We start from the raw sequence: 16,445 nt of genomic DNA on the forward strand, positions 1-16,445 counted from the left end.
GAGGGGCAGAACGATGGAGTCGAATAAAGCACAGCGAAACCGCCTGTCAGAAGCAGCTGCCTCTGCTGTCGGGACGGCTGCAAGATGGAATGACCGCCATAGCCCGGTCGAGAAAGCGAAGCATTGGCTTTGGGTTATCGTCCGTTCCGTGCTCGTCACCGGCATATGCTTCATTATTATGTATCCGATACTAACGAAGATATCGATCGCGCTGCGCGATAAACAGGATATGTTCGATGCAACCGTTGTCTGGCTGCCGCGGCATTTTACGCTGGAGAACATCCAAACCGTCATGGACTATCTTCGTTATCCGGAGGCGGTTACGAATACGCTGCTGCTCAGCATCGGGACATCGGTGCTCCAGCTCGTATCCTGCGCGCTTGCGGGTTATGGCTTTGCCAGATTAAGGTTTCGCGGCAGCTCGATCCTATTCGGCATCGTTATCTTCACGATCGTCGTTCCGCCGCAAACGATTATGGTACCGACGTATTTGCATTACCGTTTCTTCGACGTATTCGGGCTGTATGGGCTGTTCACCGGCAGCAAGGGCGTGAACCTGCTCGAAAGTTTTTGGCCGTTTTTCATCTCGTCGGGTCTTGCCATGGGTTTGAAAAACGGCTTGTACATCTTTATCTTCCGACAGTTTTTCCGATCGCTTCCGAAGGATTTGGAGGAAGCCGCCTACGTGGACGGGGCGGGCATTCCCGGTACGTTCGTCCGGGTGATGCTCCCCAACGCGGTGCCAGGCATCGCCACGGTGCTGCTGTTCTCTTTCATCTGGCAATGGAACGACAGCTACTTCGTTAATTTGTTCGTTCCAAACTACACGCTGCTGGCCAGAATGCTCGATCTGCTGCCTGGCGCCGTACGGCCTGAATATGTAGGGGGCATTTCGCATACATCGCTCTATTTGAACACAGGTATTTTACTCGGCATCTTGCCGATCTTCATTCTCTATCTATTCGCGCAAAAGTATTTTGTCGAGAGCGTGGAGCGCACGGGCCTGGTAGGCTAGCGGGAACAATCCAGACGGCATATGACGGAGGAGTGCTGCTATGAGCTATGCAGTTGGTGTAGATATAGGCGGGACCAAGATCCATTTTGCGATCGTTGACGAGGAAGGTACGATTGCCGAACAGCATATTGAAGCGACAGGCGCCGCATTAGGACCCGAGCATGTGATGCAAAATGTATTGGGCGGCATAAGCCGGTTGATTAGTTCCGGCGGCGGCTCGATAGACGGCATTGGGATTGGCAGCGCGGGTCAAATCGATTTTTGCTCCGGCTCCGTTTCGTTCGCGGTCGATACGCTTCCGGGCTGGACGGGAACGCCGATTAAACAAATCGTGGAAAACAGCTTCGGGCTGCCAGTTTTCGTCGATAATGACGTGAATGTTATATCCGTCGCCGAGAAATGCTTTGGCTCAGCTAAAGGGCTTGATCATTTTGTATGTTTGGCACTGGGCACCGGCGTAGGCGGCGCTGTTGTGGAATCCGGGAAGCTGCTGCGGGGCAGCTCCGGAGGGGCAGGGGAGCTGGGTCATATAACCGTTGATTTCAACGGTTCTCGCTGCAGCTGCGGCAATTATGGCTGTCTTGAGCTTTATGCTTCGGGTCCGAGCTTGGCGAGGCTGGCGAGAGAGTCCGGGCATGCCTTCGGCAAGTACGGAGACGAGATCACCGCCAGGGAGGTGATCGCAAGCTGGATGGAAGGCGACGCGATTGCAGCAAAAGCGATGGATACGGCCATTCGCGCGCTTGCCTCAGCCATTGGCGGCATTATTCATACGTTTAATCCGCAGGCGATTATTATTGGCGGAGGGGTAGCCGAAGCGGGAGAACCTTTTTTTGCGGCTTTGACGAAACAGGCGGAAGCAAGAACATCGCCGAGCATGTGGAACGATTGCCGGATCATGCCGGCTTCCGCAGGCGCGAATGCCGGCGTCATTGGAGCGGCGGCGCAGGTATGGCTGTACAACACGGGGTCGATCCGCAAGCGGGTGTCTCTATGATCCATCCGACAATCGCGGGACTCCAAGACGGATTCATCGTATCATGCCAAGCGCTTGCGAACGAGCCTTTATTCGGATCTTATATGATGGCTGCGATGGCTGTCGCGGCGGAGGCGGGCGGAGCGGCTGCCATCCGGGCGAATACGCCTCAGGATATAGCCGCTATTAAGAAGAGGTGCACGGTTCCGGTAATCGGTCTTTACAAAAAACATTACCCGGACAGCGAGGTATACATTACCCCTACGTTTCGGGAGGTGCAGGAAATCGTCCGCGCCGGGGCTGATGTTGTTGCGATCGACAGCACCGCGATGACGAGGCCGGGCAACGATACGCTCGAAAGGCTTATCGCGGACATACGCAAGAGCTTTCCCGAAACGCCTATAATGGCCGATGTATCCACATTCGAGGAAGGCATTGCCGCGATGCAGCTCGGCGTTGACGTCGTCTCGACAACGATGTCGGGGTATACGCCGCATAGTCCGCAGCAGTCCGTCCCCGATATTGCATTGGTAGCGAGGCTGGCCGCGCTCGATAGGGTGCCGGTTTTCGCGGAGGGGCGAATATGGACGATCGACGAATGCTTACGCTGCTTTGAAGCCGGTGCGCATGCCGTCGTCGTCGGTACGGCTATTACGCGGCCTCAAGAAATCGTAAGGCGGTTCGTAACGCGCATCAACGAACAGTTGCAAGTCTTCGAGAACGGATTCGATTTATAGAAGAGGGAGCGATGTTGACGTATGAAAAAAGTAAATATCGGTGTCATTGGCGCGGGAAGCATCTCGGAATTTCATTTGGGCTCCTATTCGCGCAATCCGGAAGTAACGATCTATGCCATTTGCGATTTGAACGAAGAACGCGCTAAGAAGAAGGCGGCCGCATACGGCGCGGAGCATGTATACGCCGACTACCGCGAGCTGCTGGCCGATCCGGCAATCGACGCCGTCAGCATCTGCACCTGGAACAATTCGCATGCCGAAATAAGCATCGCCGCCGTGGCAGCCGGCAAGCATGTGCTCGTGGAGAAGCCGCTTTGCAAGACGGTGGAAGAAGCGCTGCGCGTGGAGGAGGCGGTGAAGAAGAGCGGCAAAGTGCTCCAGGTCGGCTTCGTCCGTCGATACGGCTCGAACACCGATATTTTGAACCAATTCATTAAGGCGGGAGAGCTCGGCGAAATCTACTATGCCAAAGCGACTTGCTTGCGCAGGTTAGGCAATCCGGGAGGCTGGTTCGCGGACAAAGAGCGGTCCGGCGGCGGACCGCTTATCGACCTCGGCGTCCACATCATCGATATTTGCTGGTATTTAATGGGCAAGCCGAAGGTGAAATCGATTAGCGGCAATACCTATTCCCAGCTTGGCAACCGAGCCCATATCAACAATCTCTCTTTCTATCAAGCATCGGATTACGATTCCAGCAAAAATACGGTGGAAGACTTGGCTAACGCGATCATCCGCTTCGAGAACGGCGCATCTCTGATGGTCGACGTAAGCTTCACGCTCCATGCGAAGCAGGATGAAATTACGGTCAAACTGTACGGCGACAAAGGCGGCGCGGAGATCGAGCCGAGCTTGTTCATCGTTGCGGAGAAACATGACACGATTCTTAACGTCACGCCGCAGGTCGACCAGCTGGCTTTCGATTTTACGGGCGGCTTCCAAAACGAAATCAACCACTTCATTGACAGCTGTCTCGGCAGAAAAGAAACGCGCAGCCCCGTGGAGGACGGAGTGGAGGTTATGAAAATGCTGTGCGGCATCTACGAATCGGCGGCTCTGGGCAAAGAAATTCATTTTGATTACTGAGGTTTACTGAGGTTATTTATTACCTGCACTAAATCTAATCAAAAGCTGATTTGTTCTCGTTTCTGGCTTTTTGATTGTATGAAATCCATGCAAAAGGCTAATAAAATGCGGTGCAGGCATATTCACCTGCACCGCCTTTTTTACATTTGCAGCGTTAGATCCACTTCGAACATCCGATTCCAAGGGAGGTCGGCCTTGAGACCGTCTATAGCGCCGCTTGCCGTCTCTCCTAAATATTCGGCACAAAACTCGTGAAGCCTCTGCGTGATAAGCTGCGATACTTGCTCGCGGATATGGCCGACCTGAAAGTAGGTTCCGCCTAATTCGCCCAAACGGCTGGCGGCTTCTTGGCGGACGATGGATTGGTAACCCCAGTCTTCGATAAGCCGGTATAGGTAAAAGCAGCTGTTCATGCGGTCGGTATGGTCAGGGCGGGAATCTTGGTTGCGGTAGTAAGAGGCGATAATAGCGTGCGAAACGACGGTTCCAAGCGTGTTGCCGGACGTATTCCAGCCAGCATAAGCCGTTATTCGGGGTAATAGCTCCTTCTTGGACAGCAAGCGCATCAACGTATGGTCAGCGCCGTTACAGGAGGCAACATCGGCTAGGGCGATCAGCTTGCCTTTGCCGGCGAGCGCTTCAAGCGCGAAGACGAACTCCGGGATATGCACTTCCGAGAAGTAGGAGCGATGGCGATCCTTGTAGGGATTCGGTGATTCGGCGACCTCATGCTGCGAGACGGGAGGAGAATGGACCATAAGCACAAAATCCGCCGTCGCTGAGGAATCGCTCATGTAGGCGCCTCCGGAATGAAGATGGGATTTGACGCTTTCGTTCAAGCTCCGGTCCTCGTATTTGGGGATAATGGTCGGTCCCAGCGTGGAGGAATAGCGTACCGCCGCCTCAGGCATATAGTTCTTGATCCGACAGAACACTCTCGCGAAAAGGATACAGCCGATCTCGTCCGCTCCGGGATAGAGCAGCACCCGATCCATGAGATTATGTCGCTCGGCCGTTAAGAGCAGCTTCCGCTGTTCCATCGGGCTGAAGCCGAATTGAGCATTATCGTCGAGCGGAATAACGAGATGCTCGATGATCCCTTCGTTTACGAGGTTGATAGCGAGCTCGTTCACCTCGGCGTTCGTAGCTCTGCGCCGCAAAAAATCGGCTAGCATGTCAGCCGGAACGTCGGTCTGAAGCGACTCCCATTCCGCTTGCTCTTCTCCCGTCAGCGGTACCGAGGACTGCTTGTCGCTCAACCAGCCGTACCGGAAGAGGGAGTGACCGTGCTGCTCGTAATAATCCGGTTCCTCGTCGCTGCTGTTGTACGCCGGCGCCCGCATAATCAAATTAAAGGCGTATATGCGCAGAGCGGGGTGAGAACGCTTTAACTCTCGGAGAAAGCCTAGCCTGGCGGCGCATTCCGCAAGCGGCAGTTGATGAAGGCGGGAAGGGACGATTCCGCCGTAGACGAGCAGATCCGCGGATACGATCAAATAGTCGGCGTCCGACGTTTCCTTCAGCAGCCAATGGCGGATGCCTTCGACATCCGCGGGCTGTTTCTTAATGCCTAGCAGCGTTCGCGGCGGCGAAGAAAGCTTGAGATCTGTGATAGCAGCCAGCATGATGGGAAACTTCGCATTGCAAGGACGTTCGTCGAGCGGTACGTACACGACTTTACTCATACAATGACCTCCCTAAATGAACAGATAAGATGAAGTTTGCCCTTATTATACATCAGGTTCGGTCATTGGAATTATTTTTTTAAATCGCGGCGGATAACGGATATATTCTTCCGAAGTGCAGTCATACCTATTTAAGAGGAGAGGAAAAAGGGGGCGCAGTTGATTGTCTATGTGGATAGATGAGGGGCTAAGAAGACGGGCGCTTGCCGGTCCGAGCATTCAGATCGATCCCTCCTTTGCTTATTATCGGCAACGTTCGGCAGAAAGCATCGTCGATGAAATCGAGCTGGCCGGTTTTTGCTGCGTTCACTATTTTGTAGTCAACGAACATGTCGTGGATGCAGGGCTGATCAAGGCGTTCCGCCAAAGAGGCATTCCGGTGTGGGCAATGGTCATTGGCAACGGCACGTTCTCGGTGGAACGGTTTCCCGAGGAATGGCCTTCCTGGCAAATGAAGCTGTTAACGGAGGTCGATGACGGCTTCAAACGGTTATCTCCTTTCAGTGAAGGCTACGTCAAATGGAAGAAGGCCGCGATGGCAAGGCTGGTGTCCGACTACCCGTTCGACGGCATCGAGATCGCAGAGCCGTATTTTCCGGAATGGGGAGGCATCGGGCGAGGCGTCTATGGGGATGTCGGTCCACATGCGGAGGCGGCCTTTATTTCCCGATACGGCATCCGAATGCCCGATTTCACGAATCCCGATTCGGATCGCTACTATGCCAACGATCCTATGACTTACAGGAAGTGGGTCAGCTTTCGCGTCGAAGCGGTGAACGGATTTATCGACGAAATGATTAATGGCAAGGACGGCGTTCGCGAGGCGAGGCCTGATATCTTAGTAGCGACCTGGTCGCTCGCCATAAACGCTGGACTAGGCAGCGTGGAGCGGCTTCGGGAGGATCAAGGCCTCGACGCGCCGTCGATGATCGAGAAGGTACGGCCGGACATTCATTATTTGCAAACGCATTGGCCGGATTGGACTCGAGGCGATCTGCCAGCCGATTACGTGAAGGATTACAGGCCTTTCGTCGAACAAATCCGACAAAGGCATCCGCTGCTTCCGCTTGCGGTTCAAGCCGATATTGGGTCGGCTAGGCATATGATCAAGGGCGGAAGCTGGCTTGGGGAGTTCAGCAGAACGGCGTTCGCGCTCGGCTTCTCGGCGTGGACGGCCTATGAGTATCATACAGGGGGCTATATGTACGATGACAAGCCAGCGCCGATGCGAATCGAACGGTTAGGTGAACATGAAGTCCGGTTAACGTTCAACAAGCGAATTGAAGCACGGAAGGCGCTGCCAGAAGGCGGCGGTACGATCTGGATTGACGGCCGCGCCAGCAGAGTCGTATGGGAATCTTCCGTTGTAGACGGCAATCGGATTACATTACGTTCCATTCATCTGCCCGAAAGCGCATTCGAGTTGGAGCTTAGCGGCATTCAGGATACGCCGGACCGGTGGTTGTTCTCGGAGAAACCGCCCAATTCGGTTGCGGCCGAAACAAAAGTAACCGTACCGGGATCGAGACGCGGATGGAAATGGGACGGACAAGAGAAGGAGTGAGTCCATATATGGAAACGATCAAACTTGGTTTTATCGGAACCGGCGGCATCGCCCATCTTCATGCCGGACAGATGCTTGCGCTGCCGCAAGTGGAAATTGCCGCCGTCGCCGATCCGAGCGAGGAAGCATCTTCCCGTTTTATTTCGGCATTTGGACTTGCGCGAACCGAACGGTATGCCGATCATCGGGAAATGCTCGGCAAGGGCGGCTTGGACGCGGTCATCGTCTGTTCGCCGCATACGCAGCATTTCGAGCAGGCCAGGGATGCGTTGATCGCTGGCTGTCACGTACTGATCGAGAAGCCGATGACCTGCTCTTCCGAGGAGGCGGAGCAGCTCATACAAGTTGCTGCGGAGCGTGAAAGACTGCTGCAGGTGTCTTACCAGAGACATTTTCAACCGGAGTTTCTGTACATCCGCCAAGCGATCGCTGATGGTGTAATCGGCAAGCTGACGTCGATTAACGCTACTTTATACCAGGATTGGAAGCTCAGTCAGACCGGTACATGGAGGCAGAACGCGGCGCTGTCGGGCGGCGGTATGCTGATGGATTCAGGCAGCCATATAATCGACGTTCTATTATGGACGACCGGACTGACGCCTCTGGAGGTCAAGTCGACCGTAAGCACGCAGGGGGCGCCTGTGGAGATAGATTCCTTCACCAGCATCCGCTTCAAGGAGGGTGCGGTCGCGGGGCTAAATATTATCGGCTATGTGCCGGGATATCGGGAGTATTATTCATTCTGCGGCGAACTTGGCGTCATTTATCTCGACAATGGCAGGCTTGAGTTGATGACCTACAAGGATGGAGCGATTGAGGTAGAGTTGCCCGTACGAACGACGAATCAGGATAAAAGCTTCGTTGACGCCATTCGCGACGAGCATGAAGTACTTGTATCCGGCGAATACGCGAGCAAGGTTATCGGATTGACGGAAGCGATTTATCGCAGCGCAAACTATCCATCTTCGGACACGGGAGAGTGAATGAATTGAAGATAGCTCTTAGTATGTGGAGCGTGCATAAATACTGGTACGAGCAAAAATGGGACACCGTCGATTTTCTCGAATTCGCATCCGAGGTCGGCGTCCAAGGCGTCGAGCTTCTCAGCTGTTTTTGGAAAGACAAGGAAAAGGATATCCCATTGATAGATGCAGCGCTGCAAGAATACGGCTTGCAGGTGGCCTGCTTCAGCGCCTGTAACAATTTCGTTGTGGCAGACGAGGAGCAGCGAAGGGGGCAGGTGAAAGAGGTGACGGACGCCGTCGATGCCGCGGTCCATTTCGGAGCGAAGGTCGTGCGCGTGTTTTCGGGCGACCTGCCGAATGATTCGATTACGTATGAGCAGGGCTTGGAATATGTAGTAGAAGGGCTGAGCAAGGCAGCCGAGTATGCGGAACAGAGCGGCGTGACGCTGTGCCTCGAAAATCATGGATTGTTTGCCGGGCGAAGCGACCAGGTGATGGATATCATACGCAAAGTGAACTCGGACGCGCTTCGCAGCACGTTCGATACGGGCAACTTTTTGCTTGTTGGGCAAAGCACGAGCGAAGCGGTCGATGAACTGAAGGACTATGTCGGCCATGTGCATGTCAAGGATTTCCTTCCCGTGCCGGAGGGAACGACAGGGTCGGTTATTCGAGCGCTAACAGGGGAGCTGTACTTGGGCAAAGTTGCGGGGGAAGGCGCTGTTGATTTGAAATACGTATTCGGGACGCTGCAAAATGCTGGTTATGACGGCTGGCTGTCCGTCGAATTCGAGGGAGACGAGGAACCCCAGCGCGGTTCGATCGATGCGGTGGGCAACGTGACGAGAATCGCAGCAATGCTCTAGAAAAACGGAATGGAGGCAAGACGTGAATATTCATTTTCTTGGAACGGCAGCAGCGGAAGGTTATCCCGCAATGTTCTGCCGGTGCGGACATTGCGCCGAGGCTCGGAGACTCGGCGGGCCTAACATACGAACGAGGAGCTCTGTCATTATAGATGGCGTGCTGAAGATCGATTTTCCACCCGATACGCTGCATCATGTGCTGCGTGACGGAATCGATCTCGGACTCGTGAAGGATTTGTTCGTGACGCATACGCATCTGGATCATTTGCGCGCGGAGGATTTGGAAATGCGTCTGCCTGTATATGCGCATGGCCTGGATTATCCGCTGCGCGTATACGGCCACGATGCCGTCATTCGAAAATGCCGCGACGCCGTAGGCAGGCCGGATGCGGATCGCCTCATTCTTCAGCGAATCGTTCCATTCGAGACGGTGGATACGGGAACCGCTAAAGTGACGGCCCTGCCAGCCAACCATGATCCCGACGAGACCTGCCTGCTTTTTCTCATCGAGAAGGATGGGAAGCGCATATTTTACGGTCATGATACCGGACTTCTTCCCGATGCGACTTGGAAATGGCTTGAGCGAACGACCGTGGATGCAGCCATCTTGGATTGCACGAACGGCAATTTGCCATTCACAGGAGGCCATCTCAATATCGAATCGGTTATCGCGATCCGCGACAGGCTTAGGACGAACGGCGTCCTGCATGACGGCAGCCGAGTGGTCGCTACCCATTTCTCGCATAATATCGGGCTGCAGCACGAGCAATTAAAGGCTATATTTGATCCTGAACAAATTATCGTTGCCTATGACGGTTTTATATTGCCAATCTAGTTCATCGATTGTAGTGCCAATGGGAAGCAGGGTGATCGAATCCTATGAAAGCTTCGGTGCTTTATTACTTGCAATACGGGCATCATATCGAAATCGAACGGCGGCAGGGGATAGATGAAGGCAAGGCGATTGGCGGGCAGTTGGAGGAGCAGTTCGCTAGAATGTCCGGCTTGGATCCGAATGATCCGCTGCGCGAGCAAATGGCGGCCGAATATTTGGACGCAATGGGCAGACTGCCGCTTATCGAAGGTTATCCGTATTCAGAACCGTCGGATTTGGAAGGCATTCGCGCGCTGAGGCGGGAGCGAGGCATCCGTATAGAGCAGCAGGCTGCTTCCTTTGAAGGCATCGATATGGAAGATCGGGTATATGGGGCATGGCTCGGCCGTTCGGCGGGATGTCTGCTCGGCCATCCGATAGAGGGTTGGCGAAGAGAACGAATTGATGGTTTGATCAGGGAAACGGACAATTCGCCGATTCGATACTATATCTCGTCCGATATCGATCCGTTGATTGCCGCAAAATATGACGTTATTAATGAAGGCGGCTCCTACGGAAACCGTCGCGTGAGCTGGATCAACAACGTAGTGCATATGGTAGAAGACGATGATCTGAATTATACGATCTTAGGCCTTGCCATCGTGGAGAAATACGGCTGCGATTTCACGCCGGATGACGTTGCGGAAGCTTGGCTCAATCTGCTGCCGGCGCTGCGTACGTGCACGGCCGAAAGAATCGCATATCGCAATTTACTTAATCTAGTCGGCCCTCCTGCCTCCGCCTCCTATCGGAATGCGTACCGGGAGTGGATCGGCGCCCAAATTAGGGCCGACTTCTACGGTTATATGTATCCCGGAAATCCGGAGAAGGCCGCCGAATCGGCATGGCGCGATGCTTCCGTCTCCCATGTGAAAAACGGCATATACGGTGCGATGTGGGTCGCAGCCATGCTGGCTGCAGCGGCGGTAACGGAAAAGATGGAGGACATCGTCATGGCAGGACTCGAGCAAATTCCGGCGACCAGCAGGCTGGCTGCAGAGCTGGCCGAGGTGCTGCAATGGCATAGCGACGGCCTGTCTTATGAAGAAGCTATTGAGCGGATTCACGTTAAATACGATGAATCCCATCCCTATCATTGGTGTCATACGATTTCGAATGCGATGGTTGTCACCGTCGCGTTGCTGTACGGCGAAGGAGAGCTGGAGTCTACGATCGGAAAGGCCGTTGCAGCCGGGTTCGATACGGATTGCAACGGGGCTACGGCGGGCTCTGTCATTGGCATGCGAAACGGGGCTTCTCGTCTTCCGGAGAAGTGGATCGAACCCCTTCGGGATCAAATCCGTTCCGGTGTCGATGGGTTCGGGATCGTGCCGATATCGAAGCTAGCGGAACGGACAGTGGCGGTTATTCGCGCCAATGAGGCGTATCGGAGTCAATAATAAACGAACAAAGGCTACAGCTCATGAGCTGTAGCCTTTGATGATTATGGTGCGGTCGAGAGGACTCGAACCTCCACGGCTGTTACACCACTAGAACCTGAATCTAGCGCGTCTGCCAATTCCGCCACGACCGCAAAATAATGTGTCAACGGGATTTATCTTATCATGTATAATAGAACATAGTCAAGTATTGGATTAGAAAAATAGAGGATAGGTGGAGGAGCAGGCGTTGAACAAGCTGGAGCAAAAAATTATGCAGGACGGCATCGTCCTAAATGAAAATGTACTGAAGGTGGATTCCTTCCTCAATCATCAGGTTGATCCGCAATTGATGTGGGAAGTCGGCAAGCTGTTCGTCGAACGTTTCGAAGGCAGCCGCATTACAAAAATATTGACGCTGGAGTCGTCCGGCATTGCGCCTGCAGTAATGGCTGCTTTGCAGCTGGATGTACCGCTGATCTTCGCGCGCAAACGAAAATCGTTAACGCTGAAGGACGATTTGTACACGGAGAGCGTCTATTCGTTCACGAAACAGGAAGTGAGCGAGGTGTCCGTCTCGCGCAAGTTTCTCTCGGCAGGGGAGCGCGTGCTTATTATTGACGACTTTCTAGCTAATGGCGACGCCGCACTAGGCATGGCTGGTATTGTGAAGCAAGCGGAGGCAGAGGTCGTTGGGATCGGCATCGTCATCGAGAAGACATTCCAGCCAGGCAGACAGAAGCTGATCGATCTTGGCTATCAGGTGGAGTCGCTTGCTAGAATTCAGTCGCTCGAAGGCGGTCAAGTAACGTTCGCGGATCATTGACAATCGCTGTCTCGTGTAACTATAATGCTTACATATTGTAACGACGAGAGGGTGAGGACGTGACTAGTAATCGATTCGCGGTAGCGGTTCATATTATGACGTTATTGGACGTTAGCGAAGGCGAGCGGATGACCTCGGAGCTGATTGCGGGAAGCGTCAATACGAATCCGGTCGTTATCCGCCGGATTATCGGTATGTTAAGCAAGGCCGGACTCGTCACGACGAATGCAGGCGTAGCCGGTGCCGTCATTACGAGGCCAACCGATCAGATTACGCTGCTCGATATATATCAGGCCGTAACAAGTCCCATTCAGGATGAGCTTTTCGCGATTCACGAGAAGCCGAATCCGAATTGCGGCGTCGGGCGCAACATTCAAACCTCGCTGGAAAGAGCCTTCAACGAAGCGCAGCAAGCGATGGAAAATAAGCTTGGCCAAATTACGCTAGCCGAGATCGCAGGCGATGTCGCTGAGAAAATAGGCAGCGAGTAAGAGTACAAAAGGAGGTGCCCAAAGCTGTATGCTTTTGGGGCACCTCCTTTTTTCGTCCACATTCAGCCTTTCGAAGCGCCTGCCGTTAACCCTTCAATTAAGAAACGCTGCAAGAATAGGAACAGCATCGTCACGGGCACGGCGACAAGGACGGCGCCGGCAGCGAACATCGTGAACTCCGTCGAGTTGCGCTGGCTGACCATACGATACAACCCGACAGCAAGCGTGCGCTGCTCCTCCGTGCGGAGGATGAGATCGGCGAAGATGAAGTCGACGAAGGCGCCATTGAAGATCATGAGGCTGGCATAGGTCAGCATCGGTGTTGATAAGGGAACGATGATGCCCATGAACACTCTCAGATGGCTTGCGCCGTCGATGCGGGCCGCATCCTCAAGGCTCTTCGGAATCGTGTCGAAAAAACCTTTGGCCACGAAAACGTTCGTAATGATCGCGCCCGTACTGTAGACGAGAATGAGCGCCCAATGGGAGTCCAGCAAGCCGATGGAATTCAATAGGACGAAGATCGCGATCATCGCCATGAAGCCGGGAAACATCTGCAGCACAAGAAATATTTTAAGCGTCGTTTTGCGACCGGCGAACCGGAAGCGAGAGATGGCGTAAGAGGTGATAAGAAGAAGAAATGTTCCAATCATGGTCGAGAAGACGGCAACCTTAAGCGTATTGAGAAACCAAGTGCCGTACTTCGTTTTTTCGAACAAATCGTAATAATGCTGGAGCGTCATTTCACTAGGGATAAAGGACTCGCTGTACAGACTGTTGCCAGTCTTCAGCGAGGATAACAATATCCATAATGCCGGATAAATGCTGATGACCGTAAGTATCGTTAATAGGAGGTAGGTAGCGCCTAATTTCCATTTGGCCGATGAGAGTCTCAATGGATCATATCCTCCTCTTTGTAGGATCGCGTCCGCGTATAACTCCAGATGGAGAAGGAGGCGATGAACATAAAGATGAAAATGCCGATTACGGACGCAAAGCTGAATTGCGACTGGTTAAGCGCCAGCTTATAAAGCCACGTTACAAGCAAGTCGGTATGGCCTGCAAATTGATAACCGACGTTAACGGGATCGCCGCCCGTAAGCAAGTAGATGACGTTGAAGTTGTTAATATTGCCCGCAAAATTCATGATGAGCACCGGAGCCGTAGCGAACAGCACCATCGGCATCGTAATGTAGCGGAACTTCTGCAGCGACCCCGCTCCGTCGACATCCGAGGCTTCGTAAAGATCGCGGGGAATCGTCGTCAGAACGCCAAATGCCAATATCATCGTAATCGGGATCCCCATCCACATATTGACGAGTACGACGGTTACTTTCGCCATGAACGGATCGGTCAGCCAAGGGAGGCCATTCAGTCCGATCGCCCGCAAGTAATCATTCACAGGACCAAATTGATTGTTGAACATATTGCGCATAACGAGCAGCGAGATCATATTCGGAATAGCGAACGGTATAATAAGCGCCGTCCGCCAAAACTTCTTGAACTTCACGCCCGGCTGATGGATGAGCACCGCAACGACGACGCCGCCTAGATAGGTCGTGACCGTAGCGAGGATTGCCCATACGATCGTCCATTGGAGTACGCCAACGAACGTTTTGCTCCATACCTTCATATTGATCATTTTCATGAAATTATCGAACCCGACCCAGTCGACGAGATTGGCTGGCGGAAGGATTGGATCCGCGTAATTCGTGAAGGCGAGCAGAATCGAGAAAATAAGCGGCAGAACGGTCAAGAAAGCGATGGCAATAAACGGGGGAAGCAGCACCAAATAAGCAAAATGCTTCTGTCCTAGCATCGTCAGAGATTCCTTGAAGCGGTTCGGCTTGCCGCCGTTGTCCCGGAGCTTGCCGACGAGATAAGCGTCGCGAATGTTCAATACGTAGTAGCAAAGAATGAGCAAAGCCGCTATTAAGGCAACAAGTCCTTTGATCAGCATGAAGATCGAATGGTCGCCTTCGACAAGGCGCGTCATTTTGCCGACTTTCATGAATCCGCTCGGACGGTCGCCAAGCGTAATTAATCCTCGGAGTAGGTCAAAAAGCTCGAAGATGAAGAAGTAAATGCTCGTCAGGCCTAAAGCCGCAAACAATAAGCCTTTCAGCCATTGCCTGTTGTAGAGCTGGCCAGAGCCTATCAGCAGGGCCGATAATATCGCGCCCGCGCGTCGGTTGGTCATGGGGCAGCAGCCTCTTTTCTCGCAGGATACGGCCCCTCGTCCGCACCTATTGCAGGAGCGGGCGAATGGGCCGTTTTTTAAATACTCGTTACCTTGCGCTCATACCGTCCTTAATCGTTTGGACCATATTGTCGAGCGTTGTCTTAATATCAAGACTCGTATCGTCCCACAGTGCGATGAAGGTAGCTTTCAGTGCTTCCCATACAAGGTCTACGCCAGGTACGGAAGACATCGGCACCGAATTGGCGAATTGCAGGAAGAAACCGCTCGTAATCGGGTCGTCCTTAATGAGTGGATCTTCGCCTGCTTCCAGGTTCGTAGGAATCGCACCAGTCATTTGATAGTTTTTGAGCTGGTTTTCTTTGCTGCTGGCGAAGTTCGCGAACAGATGAGCAGCGACAGGATACGGCGTATAGGAGTTGACGTAATAGGATTTCACGCCCGAGAACGAGATCGAGTCGTTGCCATTCGGAAACTTCGGAAGCGGAGCGACGCCCAAATTCACTTTGTCCTTGAACGCTGCGACCGACCAAGGACCGTCGATGTTCAGCGCCAGCTTGCCTTCTTGGAACAGCTGTGTTTTGACGTCATACGTTATATCTCCTGCATTCATCGGCAAGATCGACTTTAACTTGCGCAGAAACTCGAAGCCCTGAACGACGTCGCCTTTGTTCAAGCCGATATCGTCCGCGTTCGTATTGTTGTCGCCGAACATGTAGCCGCCGTAGCTGCCGATGAACGGATACGTATAGTAGCCGACGAATTCCCACATAATTGCGTATTTCTTCTGCGCGGGATCGTTGAAGGTGTCGGCGAATGCGATGATTTCATCCCATGTTTTCGGAGGCTCCGGCAGGATGTCCTTGTTGTAAAACATTGCATACGTCTCAACCGACTTCGGATAGCCGTACAGCACGTTGTCGAAGGAAGATGCCGTGACGGCCGTCTCTACATTGTTCGTCCGCGTCTCTTCTTCGAACACTTCGTTCGGCAGGAGCAAGCCTGCTTTCACTGCCAGACCGATCTGATCATGCGGCAGAGTCAATACGTCTGCAGCCGTCTTGGACGGGCCATCCGTCGTCAATCTAGCGCCTTGATCGCCGCCTGTCACAACTTCGACAGAAACAGGCACGCCGTATTTCTCTTCGAACGCTTTGCCGACCTCCTGCATATAGGCTTGCTGCTCCTGTGCTTCCCACACGACCAGCTTTGCGCCTTTCTCCGGCACTAGCTCATCCGTGTTGCCTTCCTCTGCCGTTTCATTGGTTGGCGCATTGGTGGCAGGAGCGGGATTGCCTTCATTGCCATTGTTGCCGGCTGAGTTACATGCGGCGAGGGCGAAGACGAGCATCATGCTGACAAACAGGGAAAACCATTTTGATCTTTTTAACATAAGAACACCCCTTCGATAGGTTTGGCAAACAGGTATTGCGAATCAATCCGGCGGCAGGGAAGGTTGATTCGTTGCTTGTCGTAGGCCGGAGCGATACTGACGGGCGCACCTTCCTCTCTTTGGTGGACAACACAAAAAGGCACAGCCTCGATTACACATAGCGTGCACGAGGTTGTACCTTAACAGGTAACATCGCCTTCATATTGTCTTATAACATGTTCCTGATGTCCTAACTATTTACTATTACGCCCCCATTATATAATGCTGTTTAAAGCGCTTGCAAACATCGTTATCATCCAAATTCGTTCAATTTGGCAATATTATAGGCCATTCTCTTGGATTTCATGGGTTAAAATGGCTATTTCTCAGTTTCTTGCATGTTTTGCTT

General features: G+C 53.1%; 15 protein-coding genes and 1 tRNA gene. 11 read left to right on the plus strand and 5 right to left on the minus strand.

All coding sequences use genetic code 11. The features are described 5' to 3' along the window. Positions 1-13 precede the first annotated feature (13 nt). The 4 genes from AC0YN0_RS05165 to AC0YN0_RS05180 are packed head-to-tail and all read left to right on the plus strand — an operon-like array spanning position 14 to position 3,814. Positions 14-1,015, plus strand: a complete 1,002-nt coding sequence (locus AC0YN0_RS05165; protein WP_475820301.1) for a carbohydrate ABC transporter permease — start codon at positions 14-16, stop codon at positions 1,013-1,015. Positions 1,016-1,055: 40 nt separating this feature from the next. Next, on the plus strand, positions 1,056-2,012 hold the full coding sequence (locus tag AC0YN0_RS05170; protein WP_475820302.1) for an ROK family protein: 957 nt from the start codon (positions 1,056-1,058) through the stop codon (positions 2,010-2,012). Further along, positions 1,967-2,728, plus strand: coding sequence for an N-acetylmannosamine-6-phosphate 2-epimerase (locus AC0YN0_RS05175; RefSeq protein WP_475820303.1), 762 nt, complete (start codon positions 1,967-1,969; stop codon positions 2,726-2,728). The genes AC0YN0_RS05170 and AC0YN0_RS05175 overlap by 46 nt, the downstream gene beginning before the upstream one ends. 21 nt (positions 2,729-2,749) lie before the next feature. Then, positions 2,750-3,814, plus strand: coding sequence for a Gfo/Idh/MocA family protein (locus tag AC0YN0_RS05180; RefSeq protein ID WP_475820304.1), 1,065 nt, complete (start codon positions 2,750-2,752; stop codon positions 3,812-3,814). Positions 3,815-3,954: 140 nt separating this feature from the next. Here the strand turns inward: AC0YN0_RS05180 and AC0YN0_RS05185 are convergent, their stop codons facing one another. Next, positions 3,955-5,499, minus strand: coding sequence for a DUF4127 family protein (locus AC0YN0_RS05185; protein ID WP_475820305.1), 1,545 nt, complete (start codon positions 5,497-5,499; stop codon positions 3,955-3,957). Positions 5,500-5,668: 169 nt separating this feature from the next. Here AC0YN0_RS05185 and AC0YN0_RS05190 point away from each other — a divergent pair, with 169 nt between their 5' ends. From AC0YN0_RS05190 to AC0YN0_RS05210, 5 genes are read left to right on the plus strand one after another with little or no spacing between them, the layout of a single operon-like run. Then, positions 5,669-7,063, plus strand: a complete 1,395-nt coding sequence (locus AC0YN0_RS05190) for an N-acyl-D-glucosamine 2-epimerase (RefSeq protein WP_475820907.1) — start codon at positions 5,669-5,671, stop codon at positions 7,061-7,063. An 8-nt stretch (positions 7,064-7,071) separates the two neighbouring features. After that, positions 7,072-8,046 (plus strand): Gfo/Idh/MocA family protein, encoded by a 975-nt coding sequence (locus AC0YN0_RS05195; RefSeq protein WP_475820306.1) that lies wholly within the window; start codon positions 7,072-7,074, stop codon positions 8,044-8,046. Positions 8,047-8,051: 5 nt separating this feature from the next. After that, a complete protein-coding gene (locus AC0YN0_RS05200) occupies positions 8,052-8,894 on the plus strand; it encodes a sugar phosphate isomerase/epimerase family protein (protein ID WP_475820307.1) in 843 nt (280 codons plus the stop codon). Positions 8,895-8,916: 22 nt separating this feature from the next. Beyond that, positions 8,917-9,729 (plus strand): MBL fold metallo-hydrolase, encoded by an 813-nt coding sequence (locus AC0YN0_RS05205; RefSeq protein WP_475820308.1) that lies wholly within the window; start codon positions 8,917-8,919, stop codon positions 9,727-9,729. Between the two features lie 44 nt (positions 9,730-9,773). Further along, positions 9,774-11,168, plus strand: a complete 1,395-nt coding sequence (locus AC0YN0_RS05210) for an ADP-ribosylglycohydrolase family protein (RefSeq protein WP_475820309.1) — start codon at positions 9,774-9,776, stop codon at positions 11,166-11,168. A 47-nt stretch (positions 11,169-11,215) separates the two neighbouring features. On the opposite strand, the gene AC0YN0_RS05215 is transcribed toward AC0YN0_RS05210, so the two are convergent. After that, positions 11,216-11,302: transfer RNA gene (locus tag AC0YN0_RS05215), tRNA-Leu, on the minus strand. A 95-nt stretch (positions 11,303-11,397) separates the two neighbouring features. Between AC0YN0_RS05215 and AC0YN0_RS05220 the strand changes: the two genes are divergently transcribed. Both AC0YN0_RS05220 and AC0YN0_RS05225 read left to right on the plus strand, forming a co-directional pair. Next, positions 11,398-11,973 (plus strand): xanthine phosphoribosyltransferase, encoded by a 576-nt coding sequence (locus AC0YN0_RS05220; RefSeq protein ID WP_475820310.1) that lies wholly within the window; start codon positions 11,398-11,400, stop codon positions 11,971-11,973. 59 nt (positions 11,974-12,032) lie between these two features. Continuing rightward, the gene (locus AC0YN0_RS05225) at positions 12,033-12,464 is read left to right on the plus strand and encodes an Rrf2 family transcriptional regulator (protein ID WP_475820311.1); all 432 of its coding nucleotides are present in this window, start codon (positions 12,033-12,035) and stop codon (positions 12,462-12,464) included. A gap of 62 nt (positions 12,465-12,526) precedes the next feature. On the opposite strand, the gene AC0YN0_RS05230 is transcribed toward AC0YN0_RS05225, so the two are convergent. The 3 genes from AC0YN0_RS05230 to AC0YN0_RS05240 form a co-directional block, all read right to left on the minus strand. Beyond that, positions 12,527-13,360: a sugar ABC transporter permease gene (locus AC0YN0_RS05230; protein WP_475820312.1), complete on the minus strand. Its 834-nt coding sequence runs from the start codon at positions 13,358-13,360 to the stop codon at positions 12,527-12,529. Beyond that, positions 13,357-14,664: a carbohydrate ABC transporter permease gene (locus AC0YN0_RS05235; protein ID WP_475820313.1), complete on the minus strand. Its 1,308-nt coding sequence runs from the start codon at positions 14,662-14,664 to the stop codon at positions 13,357-13,359. The genes AC0YN0_RS05230 and AC0YN0_RS05235 overlap by 4 nt, the downstream gene beginning before the upstream one ends. A gap of 88 nt (positions 14,665-14,752) precedes the next feature. Beyond that, positions 14,753-16,057, minus strand: a complete 1,305-nt coding sequence (locus tag AC0YN0_RS05240; protein ID WP_475820314.1) for a sugar ABC transporter substrate-binding protein — start codon at positions 16,055-16,057, stop codon at positions 14,753-14,755. Between the last annotated feature and the right edge of the window lie 388 nt (positions 16,058-16,445).

It is taken from the genome of Paenibacillus sp. J22P218 (assembly GCF_056269195.1).